The sequence below is a fragment of the Bacillus sp. AFS088145 genome (assembly GCF_002564465.1).
In the GTDB taxonomy this organism is placed as follows: Bacteria; Bacillota; Bacilli; order Bacillales; family Bacillaceae_G; genus Gottfriedia.
In genome coordinates this window covers 1-17075 of record NZ_NUUX01000044.1, presented here as the reverse complement: position 1 = coordinate 17075, position 17075 = coordinate 1, and the positions used below count along the sequence as shown (strand labels likewise).

General features: G+C 33.3%; 18 protein-coding genes. 3 read left to right on the top strand and 15 right to left on the bottom strand.

Translation table 11 applies throughout. The features are described 5' to 3' along the window. Nucleotides 1–3: 3 nt before the first annotated feature. From spoVAD to COI44_RS21390, 8 genes are all read right to left on the bottom strand, one after another. On the bottom strand, nt 4–1011 hold the full coding sequence (gene spoVAD / locus COI44_RS21425; RefSeq protein WP_097979051.1) for a stage V sporulation protein AD: 1008 nt from the start codon (nt 1009–1011) through the stop codon (nt 4–6). A 13-nt stretch (nt 1012–1024) separates the two neighbouring features. Then, nucleotides 1025–1477, bottom strand: coding sequence for a stage V sporulation protein AC (gene spoVAC / locus COI44_RS21420; protein ID WP_069031810.1), 453 nt, complete (start codon nt 1475–1477; stop codon nt 1025–1027). A 12-nt stretch (nt 1478–1489) separates the two neighbouring features. Further along, the gene (locus tag COI44_RS21415) at nt 1490–1906 is read right to left on the bottom strand and encodes a stage V sporulation protein AB (protein ID WP_098429713.1); all 417 of its coding nucleotides are present in this window, start codon (nt 1904–1906) and stop codon (nt 1490–1492) included. Continuing rightward, a complete protein-coding gene (locus COI44_RS21410) occupies nt 1899–2522 on the bottom strand; it encodes a stage V sporulation protein AA (protein ID WP_098429712.1) in 624 nt (207 codons plus the stop codon). Before COI44_RS21410 ends, COI44_RS21415 begins: the two co-directional genes overlap by 8 nt. 286 nt (nt 2523–2808) lie before the next feature. Continuing rightward, nucleotides 2809–3564, bottom strand: a complete 756-nt coding sequence (gene sigF, locus COI44_RS21405; protein WP_056466881.1) for an RNA polymerase sporulation sigma factor SigF — start codon at nt 3562–3564, stop codon at nt 2809–2811. Between the two features lie 12 nt (nt 3565–3576). Continuing rightward, a complete protein-coding gene (gene spoIIAB / locus COI44_RS21400) occupies nt 3577–4017 on the bottom strand; it encodes an anti-sigma F factor (RefSeq protein WP_025672021.1) in 441 nt (146 codons plus the stop codon). Beyond that, on the bottom strand, nt 4017–4367 hold the full coding sequence (gene spoIIAA / locus COI44_RS21395) for an anti-sigma F factor antagonist (RefSeq protein WP_069031806.1): 351 nt from the start codon (nt 4365–4367) through the stop codon (nt 4017–4019). The genes spoIIAB and spoIIAA overlap by 1 nt, the downstream gene beginning before the upstream one ends. A gap of 128 nt (nt 4368–4495) precedes the next feature. Beyond that, the gene (locus tag COI44_RS21390) at nt 4496–5659 is read right to left on the bottom strand and encodes a D-alanyl-D-alanine carboxypeptidase family protein (protein WP_098429711.1); all 1164 of its coding nucleotides are present in this window, start codon (nt 5657–5659) and stop codon (nt 4496–4498) included. A 192-nt stretch (nt 5660–5851) separates the two neighbouring features. Here COI44_RS21390 and COI44_RS21385 point away from each other — a divergent pair, with 192 nt between their 5' ends. Genes COI44_RS21385 through COI44_RS21375 form a run of 3 tightly spaced genes read left to right on the top strand, consistent with a single transcriptional unit; the run spans nt 5852 to nt 8109 of the window. Continuing rightward, nucleotides 5852–6235: a GntR family transcriptional regulator gene (locus COI44_RS21385; protein WP_098429710.1), complete on the top strand. Its 384-nt coding sequence runs from the start codon at nt 5852–5854 to the stop codon at nt 6233–6235. 1 nt (nt 6236) lies between these two features. Continuing rightward, nucleotides 6237–7115 carry an ABC transporter ATP-binding protein gene (locus COI44_RS21380; RefSeq protein ID WP_179887214.1) on the top strand — a complete coding sequence of 293 codons (879 nt, stop codon included), beginning with the start codon at nt 6237–6239 and terminating at the stop codon, nt 7113–7115. Then, nucleotides 7108–8109, top strand: coding sequence for an ABC transporter permease subunit (locus COI44_RS21375; protein WP_179887213.1), 1002 nt, complete (start codon nt 7108–7110; stop codon nt 8107–8109). The genes COI44_RS21380 and COI44_RS21375 overlap by 8 nt, the downstream gene beginning before the upstream one ends. Nucleotides 8110–8185: 76 nt before the next feature. Here COI44_RS21375 and COI44_RS21370 read toward each other — a convergent pair whose 3' ends face one another. The 7 genes from COI44_RS21370 to map form a co-directional block, all read right to left on the bottom strand. Then, on the bottom strand, nt 8186–9484 hold the full coding sequence (locus tag COI44_RS21370) for an NCS2 family permease (protein ID WP_098429707.1): 1299 nt from the start codon (nt 9482–9484) through the stop codon (nt 8186–8188). A 762-nt stretch (nt 9485–10246) separates the two neighbouring features. Further along, on the bottom strand, nt 10247–11191 hold the full coding sequence (locus COI44_RS21365) for a nucleoside hydrolase (RefSeq protein ID WP_098429706.1): 945 nt from the start codon (nt 11189–11191) through the stop codon (nt 10247–10249). Nucleotides 11192–11388: 197 nt separating this feature from the next. Next, the gene (locus COI44_RS21360; protein ID WP_098429705.1) at nt 11389–12696 is read right to left on the bottom strand and encodes a pyrimidine-nucleoside phosphorylase; all 1308 of its coding nucleotides are present in this window, start codon (nt 12694–12696) and stop codon (nt 11389–11391) included. Between the two features lie 96 nt (nt 12697–12792). Next, the gene (locus tag COI44_RS21355) at nt 12793–13611 is read right to left on the bottom strand and encodes a purine-nucleoside phosphorylase (protein ID WP_098429704.1); all 819 of its coding nucleotides are present in this window, start codon (nt 13609–13611) and stop codon (nt 12793–12795) included. 13 nt (nt 13612–13624) lie between these two features. Beyond that, nucleotides 13625–14806, bottom strand: coding sequence for a phosphopentomutase (deoB, locus tag COI44_RS21350; RefSeq protein WP_098429703.1), 1182 nt, complete (start codon nt 14804–14806; stop codon nt 13625–13627). A gap of 285 nt (nt 14807–15091) precedes the next feature. After that, complete coding sequence (locus COI44_RS21345) at nt 15092–15793, bottom strand: TerC family protein (RefSeq protein ID WP_098429702.1); 702 nt, start codon at nt 15791–15793, stop codon at nt 15092–15094. Between the two features lie 353 nt (nt 15794–16146). Beyond that, nucleotides 16147–16893: a type I methionyl aminopeptidase gene (gene map / locus COI44_RS21340; protein WP_098429701.1), complete on the bottom strand. Its 747-nt coding sequence runs from the start codon at nt 16891–16893 to the stop codon at nt 16147–16149. Between the last annotated feature and the right edge of the window lie 182 nt (nt 16894–17075).

Sequence of the window (17075 nt, the reverse complement as noted above, 5' to 3'; positions counted from 1 at the left end):
CTCCTAACAGCTTTCGAAAACGACAGCATGTGAAATAGTTGGAATTGATTCTTTCTGTTGAATCATTGTTGGACTTAAAAGAGCTCCGGTTGCCGCTACTAAAATTCGTTTATAAGTACCTTTATTTAATTCTTGAAATAAATGACCATATGTTACAACTGCTGAACAAGCACATCCACTTCCCCCAGCAAAAACTTCCTGATTTTCTCGATCATAGATTAGCAATCCACAATCATTGTATTTTCCAGCCATATCATATCCTTCTTCTCTAACAAGTTGTTCGCAAATAGGTGCGCCTACAGCCGAAAGATCTCCAGTTACGATAAAATCATAATCATCAGGCGTCGTATTTGTGTCTTTAAAGTGTTGTACAATTGTATAGGCTGCTGCTGGTGCCATCGCAGAACCCATGTCGAATGGATCTGTCAAACCTAAATCCTGAACTGTACCAATTGTGGCGCATTTCACTTTAATTTTGCTTTTTTTATTTGAAAGGAGAACACTTCCTGCTCCAGTTACTGTAAAAGTTGCAGAATCTGGTTTTTGTCCACCGTATTCAGTAGGATATCTATATTGCCTTTCAGCAGTAGCATTATGGCTACTTGTTGCTGCCAATGCCATTTTTGCGTAGCCACTATCGATTAACTGCGCACCAAGTGCAGCCGTTTCCATAGAAGTTGAGCATGCACCAAACATACATAAAAAAGGAAGTTGCAATTCCCTTGCCATAAAGTTCGCAGTAACATTTTGATTTAGTAAATCACCTGCTAAAAATACATCGATATCTTCTACGGTTTTATTTGCTTTTTTAAGAGCAACTGAAATTGCATTTCTCATTAATGCTCTTTCTGCTAATTCCCAATTATCTTCATTACAATGAAGATCTTCATAAGCATAATCAAATTTGCCACCTAACAGTCCCAAGTTTTCTCTTGGTCCAACAGCGGTTCCAGATGCTTGGACATAAACACCATTTTGAAACTCCCAAGTTTGTTTACCGACTAAAGCCATATGTACTCACCTCCTAAAGAAATACTTTAAATGCGTATCGTATCATTCCAACGACGTATGCTGAAACAACTCCATAAACAATTACACAACCAGCTAGTTTAAACATATTTGTTGCAACCCCTAGAACGAGACCTTCACTTCTATGTTCCATAGCAGCACTCGTCATAGAGTTGGCAAAGCCTGTTACAGGAACAGCAGATCCTGCACCTGCAAATTGTCCAATTTTGTCATATATACCAAACCCTGTAAGTAAGCTCGAAATTAATACAAGTGTAGCTACTGTTGGATCACCCACATTTTTTTCAGTAAAGTTAAAATAGTTAATATAGATTTTCGTAATACATTCACCTAAAAGGCAGATAAATCCACCAACTAAAAACGCTTTAATACAATTTTTTAATACCGGCTTTTTCGGTTGGTATGGTTTTATATTCTCTTTATAATTAGCTTTTAATTTCCCACTCATTTCATCCATCCTTTACTCTATAAAATAAATCCAATGAAATAACGACCCAAAAACTTTACCTAGTGCAATTGCCATTAATAAGTACACAATTTTCTTTTGAATGCCAATCCGTTTCGCTAAGATTGGAAAAACGTTTAATACTTCGGTTAACGCTGCAGCTAACATTCCAATAAAAATACCTGCTAACAGCCCAATAAATACTGAAAAGATATTCGGCAAATTAAAAACGGTATTTCGCAAACTAATCCAGCAACCAAAGATTGCTCCTAAAATAACTGCAAACTCATAAGCTCGAATTTTATTAATCGTTTTTGTTAACTGTGTAAGTCTTGGAATAATTCCAATAACCGATAAAAATGCTACAAAGCCCGTACCAACAGCAATACCTCCTGAAAAACCTACAAGCACTATAAACAATTCTCTAATCATCGGTATTTACACTTTTGTTTGGCTTTTTATTTTCGTTTACTAACACATATTCATCCATTGAGCGTTGGTACTGAAACATTTCTACTTCAAGAGGACTCGGTTCTTCGTTTAATCTAGTCTTAAACCATTGATTAAAAAATAAAATCATCCCAATTCCTAGTCCAAAAGAATATGGTACTTGAAGTAATAAAGGTTTATGATTATGTTCTCCTGTAATCATATAGTAAATTCGTTGTTGAACCTGTTGCATGCTTACATCTTCGTGGAAATAAATAATTGCTAATGAAGAACCTGTAAATAACAAGATCCAAACGAAACAAAACAGTAAAAAACGGTCCTTTGAAACTTCATTTTTAAGTTCTATTATGCACATTGTCACTCCAACTAGCTCGAACGAAATATCAGGTTCAATTTCAAGAATTAATGGTAAAAGCTCTAGAATATCAATAACTGTATGTGTACCATCCTCCTTTTTTGATTCATGTACAATGATGTTTTGAATTCGGGTTAAATCAACATTAATCCCTTGTAATCGTGCAATCTCGCCTAGATGTACACGTTTACCTACTTGTACAACGATTCGATTGAGTAATTTAATATATAACACCTTATTCATACTTTCCCCTCAGTTTCAAAGCTTTATGAATTCAATTACAACTAGTATGTGAAAACTTCCCAAAAATATAAGTCCAGTAAGATTGATCTGAGTAGTTAGGTAAGTAAAAATAGGAAAAGATTGTCGTCAGTCCTATCAAAAAAAAGCATCTGATAGTGGAACTTGAAGATGTTCATCTTTATTTGAAACTAGAGTTACAGTAAAAACACTAAAATAAAGACAAAATAAAAAAGCTGAAAAATCGTATTGTATTTCTTACGATTCTTCAGCTTTTTAGCTTAAGATTTTATTTAATTTTGTCTTTCATTTGTTGGAGAATCTTTTTCTCTAGTCTTGAAACTTGCACTTGAGAAATTCCTAATCGTTCAGCAACTTCTGATTGAGTTTGATCTTTATAATATCGTAAATAGACAATTAATCGCTCTCGATCATCTAGTTGTTTTATCGCTTCTTTTAATGCAAATTTTTCAAACCAATTTGTTTCATGGTTATCAGCAATTTGATCTAACAATGTAATCGGATCACCATCATTTTCATACACCGTTTCATGTATTGATGAAGGAGCTCTACTAGCCTCTTGTGCAAGTACAACATCCTCTGGTGTAATTTCCATATGAGTAGCAATCTCGTTAATTGTAGGCATTCTTCCAAGCGTTTTACTTAATTCTTCTTTTGCTTTTCGAATCTTATTATTCGTTTCCTTTAATGAACGACTCACTTTAACCGTTCCGTCGTCTCGAATAAATCGTTGGATTTCTCCAATAATCATCGGAACAGCATATGTAGAAAATCGTACATCATAAGATAAATCAAATTTATCTACCGATTTCAATAATCCGATACAACCAATCTGAAATAAATCATCTGGTTCATATCCGCGGTTAATAAAGCGCTGAACAACTGACCATACAAGTCTCATGTTGTGCCCGACGATGCTGTCTCTAGCCAATTGATCTCCAGCCTGACTACGCTTAATTAACTCTTTTAATTCATGATCCTTTAACTGCGCACGGGGTTGATCTTGCTTGACTTCTACGTCCATAGGCGATTCTCCTTAATTACTTAAAACATTGCTATTTGATAAGTACTTTTTAACCGTAATCGTTGTACCAACATTAATAGTGGACACAACTTCACATTGATCCATGAAATTCTCCATAATCGTAAATCCCATGCCGGATCTTTCTAAATCTGGTTTTGAAGTGTATAAAGGTTGCATTGCTTCATCTAAATCAGCAATGCCAATACCTTCATCTCGAATTGTTAAAGTTACTGTCTGATCTTCAAGTAGAACTGAAATGAATACGATGCCTTCAGGATTATTTTCATAACCATGAATAATCGCATTTGTAACAGCCTCAGATACGACAGTTTTAATTTCTGTTAATTCATCTAAAGTAGGATCTAGTTGGGTAATAAATGCAGCTACAGTTACACGAGCAAATGATTCATTTTGACTTAATGCGGAAAATTGAAGGTTCATTTCATTTCGCATTATGCCACCCCCAATACATTAAGTCCATTTGACTCATCATCAGCTAAATGAACAATCTTAAATAAACCAGACATATCAAACAACCGTTTAATTGATGGAGAAATTGAACATACAACCATTTCTCCACCTTTATTTCGAATAACTTTATATCTACCTAAAATGACACCTAAACCAGAACTATCCATAAACGTTAAATGCTCAAGATTTAATAAAATATGTTTGATAGTCTGTGACTCTAATACCTCATTTACTTGTAAACGTAAATCCTCAGCAGTGTGATGATCTAGTTCCCCTGCAAGTCTTACACAAAGGATTGCATTTTTCACTTCAAGTTCAATATTAAGACTCACTACAATAACCTCCTTATTTGACGGTTATTTTAGAGTTCTTTAAAACTAAACCGAATTCCTTCACGTATGACAAAACTAGTGGCAAAACGCCAAATCTTTTAGTAATACTCGAAATTAGTCGGAAAAAATCAGTTGAATCCTCCAACAGTACGCTTAAATAAATCGTACCAATTAGCTTTACTTACCGATTTATTAGCAACCAAATCTGTTTTAGATAATACTTTGCTACCTTGTTTTAATATTAAAACACCGACAACTTGCCCTTTTTTAATTGGGGCTTGAATATTTTTATTCAGCTGAATATCTTTCGTAATTTTATTCATCGCTTCACCCTTCTTCAATACAACTGAAACTGGGCTTTTAGTGATAACATTTACACCTTTAGACTTACCTTTGCTAATACTAAGCCTTTCGATATTATCACCTTGTTTAATTAACTGTTTTACTTGATATTGATTAAATGCATAATCAAGCAAATTTGTCATTTGTGCATTTCTTTCTTTAGAAGTTGGTGCACCCATAATCACGCTAACTACTCGCATGTTGTTCTTCTTAGCAGTTGCTGTTAAACAATATTTTGCTTCTGCAGTAAATCCAGTTTTCAATCCATCCGCTCCTGGATAAAAACGTACTAGTTTATTCGTATTAACTAACCAAAATTGTTTTTCAGTATCTTTTCTCAAGTAATCTTCATAAGTACCAGTAAACTTTGTAATTAATGGATATTTTAAAAGCTCTCTTCCCATGATTGCCATATCATACGCAGATGAATAATGACCAGGTGCAGGTAGCCCAGTTGGGTTTTCAAAATGTGTATTTTTTAATCCTAACTGTTTTACTTTTTTATTCATTAGAGCGACAAACGCCTCTTCTGTACCTGCAATTTTCTCTGCCATTGCGACCGATGCATCATTTCCTGATGCGATTGCAATCCCTTTTAACATTTCTTTTACTGTCATCTCTTCGCCAGGTTCTAAAAAGATTTGTGATCCGCCCATTGACGCAGCATGTTCACTTGTCATAACTTTATCATCTAACCTGAGTTTTCCTTTATTGATTTCTTCCATAATAATAAGCATTGTCATAATCTTAGTCATACTTGCTGGTGGAAGCTCTTTTCTAGCGTCTTTTTCATATAAGATTTTCCCAGTATCTTGTTCAATAATTACGGAAGATAATGCACTTTTTGCCAAACTTACATCATTATTTTGTGTCTCTCTTGCATTTACTTTAGGTAGTGATAAAGAAAAGATCATAACACTACTTAAAAGAGTTAGTAATACCCTTTTCATCTATAACCCTCCATTCTTTTCATACATATTTTTTCCAAATAAAAGTAGTTTAATCAACCACAGAAGAAAATATTAGAAAGAATGGAACTATTTACATACATGAAAACATATGATATAAGTAAAGTGTATTAAATACACCCATACACTTAATACACTCCATACACTTAAGAAAACATTTGAGGTGGTGATCTCTTGATTATTATTTTAGACCCAAGAAGCCATTTACCCCTTTGGGAGCAAATTGTTCTACAAACAAAAGAACAAATGCTAAGAAAGATTTTGGTAAATGGTGATAAACTTCCTTCCGTACGTGAATTAGCAACTACATTGGTGATCAATCCAAATACTGTTAGTAGAGCCTATCAAGAACTAGAGCGCACTGGAGTCATCGAAACGATAAGGGGCAAAGGAACATTTGTGATTGGTTTAACAAAAGAGACTGTTTCAACAGATACCCTTTTAAAATATAAAAATAAACTTTCCAATTTATTAATTGATTGTTTAACAGATGGCGTAAAAGAGGAAGAAATAATGAATTGGGTAAAAGAGTTTTATTCTAATAAAGGAGCTGAATAGTTTGTTGAAAATCCATCATTTAAGTAAAAAACTCGATGAAAATGAAGTGTTAAAAAATCTAAACTTCCAAATAGAAAAAGGTAAAATCACAGGCTTAATCGGTAGAAATGGAGCTGGTAAAACGACGCTATTAAGGACAATCGTTGGCATTCTATCTCCAGACGAAGGCTCAATTAGTATTGACGATGAAGAGATTAACGAATCACCTATCACAAGAAGACAAATTGCATATATGAGTGATTCTACAAATTTCATTAATCAATATAGTGTGAAAGAGCTTATTACGATCTATGAAAATTCATATCCAAATTTCAATAAACACAAATTTCTAGAAGCATTAAATAAATATAAATTACCTAATACATCTCTACGTAAATACTCAAAAGGGATGAAAACACTTATCTATTTATTATTAACCTTTTCAACAGATGCCAAATATGTCATTTTAGACGAACCAACTAATGGTTTAGATCCAGTCGTTAAACGGACTGTTTTGCAATTAATCATTGAATATGCAAGCACAAACTCTGTCGGAGTGATTATTTCATCACATCATCTCGCTGAGCTAGAGAAAATAATTGATCAATATTTATTTATTAAGGATGGAAGAATTAATTCAATCTCTACAATGGAAGAAAGTACAAGTCAATTTTATAAATTACAAGTAGCATTTGAAGATGGCTTACCTAAAATATTTGAAGATGACCCATCTATATCTGTATTCTCAAAAACCGGAAAAGTAGCAATTATCATTATTAATGGAAATAAGAACGAATATATAAAACGAATGGAAAATGAGAATCCGCTTCTTTTAGAAGAACTTCCATTAACATTAGAGGATTTATTTTTCATAAATGATGGAGGGGACTTATATGTTTAGTAAAGCATTGTGGCTAATAAATTCCAAACAATCTAGACTTGCACTTATTTTATTATATCTTGTCTATCTTATTATTCTTCCATTTAGCTATTACAATAACACTGATGAATTAAATCGAGCATTACTAACTAATCCTAGTAATCCGTACCTTTATATATCTGACTTTAGTATGCTAGCAATTATTTCACCAATCATCGTATTAATATTAAGTATTTTATTGATAGGAATTGGACGAAATACAGGAGGAATTGATTTCCAGTTTTCGCTTCCTTACTCACCTAGACAACTTTATTTATCAAAATGGGTATTTGGAATTGCTCATATTTTTATGGCGACTGTTGGATTAATTATTTTAACTCTATTAATCCATTACAATACTAATCTACACAAATATATTGATGCTTCATCATTTGTAACTATTTTTACTGTCATATTCCTATTTACGATTGCTTTTTTTACAATTGGTCTATCGATTGGAACAATTACAGGTCATTATTTTTCTCAAACACTTTTCACTATTTTTACGATTTTCTCACCTAGTATTATCTATTTTAGTATTTATTCAAACTTAAATGGTATCTTTAACTATAAATTATCTGGCAATAGCTTTGAAAAAACGATTACTAGTTGGTCTATTCCATATCAATCAGGCCCACTATATATTTCAAAAGATTTTAATGAAAAAATCGTTCATTATCCAACTATAGACTACGGAAATTTAACGATCATTATCCTTTATATCGTTGCATTTCTAATAATCGGTTTATTATGTTATAACAGATATGCAAATGTCAATAATGGCAAATTATTCGTTTATAAAAAATTCGGTTTATTCGTAAACGTCTTATTTGTATATCTTTCAGCGACATTAATCGCTTTATTAACATCTACCATTGCAAATGGAAATAACACGTTTATTTACGTGATTGGATTAATAATTGGTACCGTTGTTGGCTATTTCTTTTATAAACGTTTAAATAAATTTTTTGATTAATGTTTTGCAAAATCTAAATTTTAAAAACAACAAATTAAAAAGCGCTGGTTCTCGGTAAAAGAATCAGCGCTTTTTTTTATGAAATAAAGTTCAATGCAAATCGTACAAAGAATAGTGCTGAAATTGCAACCATATATGGTGTAATTTCAGTTTTCTTACCTGCTGCCATTTTTACTAATGGATAAGCAATAAAACCGAATGCAATTCCGTCAATAATACTATATGTTAAAGGGATGAATGCTAAAATTAAGAAGGCTGGTATTGCCTCAGTAGGATCATCCAATTGAATATCTGTAATATGTTTAACCATTAATGAACCGATTATGATTAAGATTGGTGCAATCGCAGATGTTGGAATATATGCTATTAATGGCATAAAGAGTAAACATCCTAAAAATAAAAATCCAGTTACAATAGAAGTAAGACCTGTTCTACCACCAGAACTGATACCTGCACTACCTTCAACAGCAATAACTGTTGGACTAGTCCCAAGTATACCGGATAAAATAATACCAAACGCAGTTCCTTGTACAACCTTTTGCTGCTTATGCTCTTGGTTCATCATGCTTAATTGACCATGAATAATACCGATTGATTCGAATAATACAACCATCGTTAACGAAAATACTGCAATCCAAAATGGAAAACTCAACAGATGAGTAAAGGTCAGTTGTCCGACAACTTCACTAGCAGATTTCATTGTAATTTTTGTTGTATCATGTGCTTTTTCAATTCCACCATGTAAAATGAATGAAATGATTGTACCTAAAATAACCGTAATTAAAAAGTTTGCAGGTACATTTTTAATAAAAAGATAAATTGCAATACCTAGTGTAATAACTGTTGCTAAAACATCCACGTTTGTAAAATTTGCTATCGATACAAACGTACTTTCATTTTTTACAACAATCCCACCAGCTTGAAGACCGATAAACGTTAAGAAAAATCCAATTCCAACTGTAATTGCACTTTTTAGTGATAATGGAATCGCAGTTGTTAATTTCTTAATTAATTTTGTGAATGATAAAATTGATAATAAGATTCCACTTACAAATACAACAGCAAGTGCTTCTTTCCAATTCATTCCCATTTCTCCAACCATTGTATAAGTAAACAATGCGTTGATGCCCATTCCCGGAACTAATACTAAAGGTGAATTACTCCATAATCCCATCATAACGCTTCCAAAGAAAGCTGACAAAATTGTGGCAATCATTGCACCTTGGAACGGTATACCTGCATCATGCAAAATTGTACTATTAACGGACAAAATATAGACAAGTGTTAAAAATGAAACTGCACCTGCAATCAACTCCGTTTTAATGGTCGTACCGCTACCTTCAAGATTAAATTGTTTGTTCAATAAATTTTTCAAAGAAATTCCTCTCTTTTAGTGTCTCCCTCTCCCACCCATGCAACAAGGCACGATTACAATTATACTAAATTTAATCAAATAATTAAACAAGAAAATAATTTTCTTCACACTGTTAAAAAATAATCTTGGTAATTAATGATCAATTATTCGTAAAAGGAGTAAAGTGAGGTTGATTTCCATTACAGGTTGCTCGCTTTCCATAGGGCGAGATTCTTTTAGCCTACTCGGCAAGCCTTATGGGTCTTTAGCCTTCACGCACCAAGAATAAATCATGTTGTTTTTTTTATTTGGAATGTCTACTGACGCCGATGGTACTGGGGCTGGTGGGGAATTATCAGGATCCTTTTACTTTACGATGTACTTGTTTGTATTTTTTATTGCTATCATACTGATCACTTCTATTATTACTAAATTGTTAATCAATAAAAGTATTGTATTAAAACCTTATTAGCTGTACTGTTTTGTTGTTTTTACCCTTTATTTTACAGAAATTTTCACACACTTAAATGTATGGATTTCTATTCATTCCAATAGTGGTGATTTTATTAATCACTTTAGCTATCTATCATAAACTTGATACATGGAAAAAGCCTTTTGTATGGTTTTTGGTCATCTTTCCATATATCATTTTTGCACTTATGTTATTAGGAAGCTTAAGCTTAAGTATTTAAAAAAATAATAATTTAACAATAAAGAAACAAACCCTTGCATAATATGGCAAGGGTTTGACCAAAAGTATAAAGCGCTAAAGTTCGAATCAATCTAAAATTTCTCCCCGGTCATAACTGACATAAAATCCTTATAAAATCCTTCATAGTCTAGGCCTACTGCGATATGTTGTTGCGGTCTTCCATCAAATTTCTCAGGAGTATCAGTTACTCTAAAATCTGCAATACTTTGACCCCTAGCCACATCGGTTGAATCAATTACAACAGCCGATTGATAGAATTTAAATAAATCGCTACGTATGACTGCCATGAGAGTTACCGCATCATGAACTGGACTCCCCTTTATCCCGGGTACCTTCTTTTGATAGAAGTTGAAATAATAGTAATCTAATAATGGTTTTACAAGATCAGTTTTTCCTTTAGAATGAATATAATTGGCCATTGAAGGAGTTACGATGGCATTTTGCGTTACATTTAAGGGGAAAATATATGCACCATTTACATACTTCATAACGATATTAGCTGCTAACGGATCACCGTGAAAATTCGCTTCAGCTACTGGTGTAACATTTCCAGGATAAAGAAAGGCCCCGCCCATGATATAGTAAGAATTCACACTTTTCATCAAATCTTCGTATAAGATAAATAAGGTCGCTAGCGAGGTTAACCTCCCAGTATTCACTATTACTAGTTCATCCTTATGCTGCTCAATCAAATTGATCACTTCACAAAAGTTCTCTAAGTTCTCTAACTTTAATCCTGGATCGATTGGACCTAAGCCGAACGGACCATGTATATCAAGGTAATAGGTCGGGATTTCGCCCGTCATTGGTTTCTCAGCACCCCCATAGACTTTAATATATTCTTTTCCTGACCTTTTAAGTAAAAAACGAACATTCCTTGTCGTTTCTTTTTTAGATACATTCCCATAATCAGCTACAATCCCAATTATTTCGATATCTTCTGTTAACCGTGCATAAACCAAAGCGATCGCATCATCAATTCCTACATCACCGAAGAATAACACTTTCTTTCCCATTAGCTTAACTCCCTTTAAATCAAAACTTTGAACATTTTTTATTATTTATTCCTTTGATATAAAGGTATGTTCTTATCTTTTTGAAAAGTATAAAAAAAGACCTATATTATTAACTTGAAAAGTAACCTGCCATTTTATTGAATAAGAAGAACAAAAAAAAGCTATTCTCATCTCCAGAGAATAGCTTTTAAAAGTTTTTAAGCTTCCATAATTAAATCGTAAACTAATGTAGGTTCTTCTACTTTTTCTGTAGAAATTTTAATGTTTTCTAGTAAGTCTTTTTCAACTTCACTAATATCTTCTGTGCTTGAATAGACAGTAACTAATGATTCGCCTTTTTTAACTGCTTCGCCTACTTTTTTGTTTAGCATTAAACCAACAGCTAAGTCAATTACTGATTCTTTTGTTGCACGTCCTGCGCCTAATTTCATAGCTGCTGTTCCAACTGCATCAGCGACGATTTGTGAAACATAACCATCTTGCTTCGCTACTACTTCTTGTACATATTTAGCTTGAGGTAGTTTTGATGGATCATCTACTACTGAACCGTCTCCACCTTGAGCTACTAAAAATGCTTTAAATACTTCTAAAGCTTTTCCGTTTTTCATATTTTCTAGAAGTTTAGCTCTTGCTTCTTCTATTGTTTCAGCTTTTTTAGCTAATACAACCATTTGGCTACCTAATACTAAGCATAATTCTTCTAAATCTTTTGGACCTTCACCTTTAAGAGTGTCAATTGCTTCTTTCACTTCTAATGCATTACCAATCGCAAATCCTAATGGTTGGCTCATATCAGAAATAACTGCAACTGTTTGTCTTCCAACGTTGTTACCAATCTTAACCATCGCTTTAGCTAAATCGCGTGCATCATCAATATCTTTCATAAATGCACCTGCACCAGTTTTAACATCTAAAACAATTGCGTCTGCACCAGCAGCGATTTTTTTACTCATAATTGAACTTGAAATTAATGGGATTGAGTTAACAGTTGCTGTTACATCACGTAGTGCATATAACTTTTTGTCAGCAGGTGTTAAATCTCCTGTTTGCCCGATAACAGCTAATTTAATATCATTTACTTGTTTAGTAAATTCTTCTTCTGTTAATTCAACATGGAAGCCTTCTACAGCTTCTAATTTATCGATTGTACCACCAGTGTGACCTAAACCACGTCCACTCATTTTGGCAACTGGAATATCTAAAGAAGCTACTAATGGACCTAATACAAGTGTAGTTGTATCACCTACTCCACCAGTTGAATGTTTATCAACTTTGATTCCTTCAATGTTAGAAAGGTCAATTGTATCACCAGAATGTACCATCGCCATTGTTAAATCACTATATTCTTTTTCAGTCATACCCTTTAAGAAAACTGCCATTGCAAAAGCACTCATTTGATAATCAGGTACACTACCATCTGTGAAACCTTTGACTACAAAATTAACTTCTTCCGTTGTTAATGTTTTTCCATCACGTTTTTTTTCGATTAAATCTACCATTCTCATTTTTGAAACGCCTCTTTCTAATTGGTGTATATTACTTCTAATGAAAAGTGACTTCCACATAATGTAGAAGTCCTTTTATAATCGTTAACTTTTGAATTAACCGATTTTACGAATAATCTCTTTTACTAATGATAAAAATGATGCTCTTACTCTTTGTGTTGTTTCAATAACTTCTTCATGGTTTAGTGGTTGATCTAAAATGCCTGCTGCCATGTTTGAAATACATGAAATACCAAGTACTCTTAATTCAGCATGACGTGCCACAATTACTTCAGATACAGTTGACATTCCAACAGCATCAGCACCTAATGTTCTAAACATGCGAATTTCAGCTGGAGTTTCATAAGATGGTCCTGTCAGTGCAGCGTAAACTCCTTCTTGAAGTTTTACATCTACTTCACTAGCAGCATTTTTTGCAAGTTCTCTTAATTCACGGTCATATGGATAAGACATATCTACAAAACGAACGCCTAGCTCTGGGTTATTTGGTCCAATTAGTGGACTAGTACCAGTAAAATTAATATGGTCTGTAATTAACATTAAATCACCAGGTTCGTATGACGTATTAACTCCACCTGCTGCATTCGTTACGATTAATTTTTCTACACCTAATTCTTTCATGATACGTACAGGGAATGTAACTTTTTCCATGCTATATCCTTCGTAGTAGTGAACTCTTCCTTGCATTGCTACTACTTCAATACCGTGTATCGTTCCAAAAACTAGTTGTCCTTCATGCCCTTCTACTGTTGATGTTGGGTATTCAGGAATCGTATGATACGGTATTTTTTCTTGGTTTTCTATTTCATCAACAAGAACGCCTAAACCTGATCCTAAAATCAATCCAATTTTAGGCTGTCTGTCAACTTTACTTTTAATAAACTCAGCGGCTTTATCGATATTTTCTTTATTCATATGTAACTCCACCTTATCTCAATTTTTCAAAAAAACTTGATCCATGTGATGGCATTGCAACTTTAAAGTTTTCTGCAATGGTTGCTCCAATATCAGCAAAAGTTTTTGGAATTTCTAATTCTTTACCTTCTGAAAACTGTTTACTATAAACTAGTAAAGGCACATATTCTCTTGTATGGTCTGTACCAGTATATGTCGGATCATTTCCATGATCGGCAGTAATCATTAATAAATCATCTTCTTTTAATAAATTAAATACTTCAGGTAATCTTGCATCGTATTCTTCTAATGCTTTACCGTAACCTAGTGGATCTCTTCTATGACCGTATACTGCATCAAAATCAACTAAATTTAGGAAGCTTAAACCAGTGAAGTCCATTTTTAATGTTTCAACTAATTTATCCATACCGTCCATATTTGAAACAGTACGTAATGCTTTCGTAATTCCTTCACCATCGAAGATATCAGCAATTTTACCGATAGAAATTACATCAAAATTTGCATCTTTTAACTCATTCATAACAGTACGTCCAAATGGTTTTAATGCATAGTCATGGCGATTTGGTGTACGTTTGAAGTTTCCAGGCTCACCTACAAATGGTCTCGCGATTACACGACCAATCATGTATGGATCATCTAATGTTAATTTACGTGCAATTTCACAATAACGATATAAATCTTCTAAAGGAACAACTTCTTCATGAGCTGCAATTTGTAAAACAGAATCAGCAGATGTATAAACGATTAAATCGCCTGTCTTCATATGCTGTTCACCAAGTTCAACTAATATCTCAGTTCCTGAAGCAGGTTTATTTCCGATTATTTTACGATCAAAATGGGTTTCTAATTCGCTTATTAATTCTTTAGGGAATCCATCAGCAAAAACTTTAAATGGCTTATCAATGTGAAGACCCATGATTTCCCAATGTCCTGTCATTGTATCTTTTCCAACTGATGACTCTTCCATTTTTGTGTAATATGCAAGTGGCTTATCGGCCTTTGGAACCCCTTTCAATTCTCTAATATTACTTAAACCTAGTTTTGCCATATTCGGCATATGTAAACCATTCATTTCTTCAGCAATATGGCCTAGTGTATCTGATCCAACATCATTAAATTTTTCTGCATCAGGAGCTTCTCCGATCCCTACAGAATCCATAACAACGAGGAACACTCTATTAAATTTTCTATTCATTTGTTTTCCTCCTAACTCATCGAAACAAACTGAAACTTAAATGATAGCGTCAGATGTCTGACAACTAAAGTATACTTATTGTCCTAATTCTTTTCAAGAATTATATTTTCCAATTTGTGTCTATTGATACTATAATTCCCCAGAATACTGTTAATTTGACATAAATATTTCATAATTATATTCTTTTTTAAGTCGCCAATAAAAATGATATGCTAAAATTTCCTCTTACATACTGTATTGCAAAAATAAAAAGCCCAAGCTTTATAAGCTGGGCCTTTTAGTGTATTATGCTGTTTGATTTTGTGAATTTGCAACTTGATGTTTTTGTGCTTTTCTTCTAGCAACAATTGTACCAGCTCCAATTACGATTGCAGTCATGACAATTTTGAACGCTAAAGTAATTGTATTACTTTCAAAAACATCATTTATCATTTTTTCATGCGTAATCATACCAGCTGCAGTCCAAGCTAAGATACCTGAACCAATTGTTGTAATAATTGGGTATTTGTTCATAATTTTCATTAATAATGAGCTTCCGCCAACAATAATTGGAATAGAAATTAAAATCCCAATTACGATTGCAACTAAGCTACCATGTGATACACCAGCTAAAGCTAAAACATTATCAAGACTCATTAACGCATCTGCAATGATGATTGTTCGAACTGCTCCCCATAATGTTGCACCACTTTTAACTTCGCCGTGTCCAGAGTCATCGACTAATAATTTAAAAGCAATCCATAATAACATTAAACCACCGATTGCATAAATAAACGGAATTTTTAATAAATACACGATTACTGCTGCAAATACTATACGTAGTCCAATTGCACCTAATGTACCAAATAATACTGCTTTTTTCTTTTGTTCTGCTGGTAAGTTTTTCGCTGCTAATGCGATTAGAATAGCATTGTCACCACTTAATAACAGGTCGATAAAAATTACATTCAATAGTACGCCAATACTTAATCCGTCAAATAAATCCATGACTCTTCCCCCTTATGAAACTACTATTTTTAATTAAACAACCTGTACCCGTGACTACAAAATAAAAAGACCTCTGCCTATAGTTGTAGTACTACGGCAAAGGTCTTGCTGAGCATACATATGTATGCCAACAAAGCCGATGAGAATTTCTTCTCATGTAATGACGACTTTGTTTCAGGATCTCTCCTGACGCTACTCCCCTTTGGAGTATTCGATTGTTTATTAATAATATAATAGTATTCTAGCTAGTCCATTATGTCAATAGATTTTTAATTGGTTTTTAATTATAAGTTTTATCTTTTATGATCTAATTATATTTTTTTATGCTTTCATTATCAATGTAAATAATTACCTTATTGCTTTGTCAATATTTTTGGTCCATTACTTGTTATCGCTAAAGTATGTTCAAATTGTGCTGAATTTTTTCCATCTCTTGTTCTTGCTGTCCAGCCATTTGAATCCATTGTTGATTGCCATGACCCTAAATTAATCATTGGTTCAATCGTAATGACCATCCCTTCACGTAGTCTTAAACCTTTACCAGCTATACCGAAATGAGGAACATATGGCTCTTCATGAAGAGTTGGTCCTATGCCATGTCCAGTAAAATCACGCACAACAGAATAACCTAATGACTCAGCATAAGATTGAATCGCAAAACCAATATCACCAATACGGTTTCCTACTACAGCTTGCTCTATGCCTTTATATAAGCATTCTTGCGTAACTTTTAATAAGTCCTTGTTTTCTTTAGCTATATTTCCTACACCATATGTCCAAGCCGAATCAGCAAGCGCACCATTTAAATTTACAACCATATCAATCGTTACAATATCTCCATCTTTTAATGATTTTTTACGAGGGAATCCGTGGCAAATCTCATCATTAATTGATGCACAAGTTGCATATTTATATCCTCGGTAACCTTTTTGTTCCGGTTTCGCACCATTTTCAGCTAAAAACTTTTCTACAAATTGATCGATTTCCCAAGTTGTAATCCCTGGTTTAATCATTTTAGCAATTTCCTTATGTGTAGCAGCCAATAAAGTACCTGCTTCATTCATTAAGTTTATTTCACGTTCAGTCTTAATCGTAATCATTTATTTCATCCTTTCAAGTCACTTAGTTTCAGTTCATACATGATTAATTTAATATATTATGCTTTTCACATTATAACAATCATTTCACAAGAAAAAGAGCTTAATTTAAGCTCTTAATGTGTAAACAAAATTTTAAAAATTTGAGTTTCAGACTGATTGCAAGCGCTTGTCTTTCGAGGCGC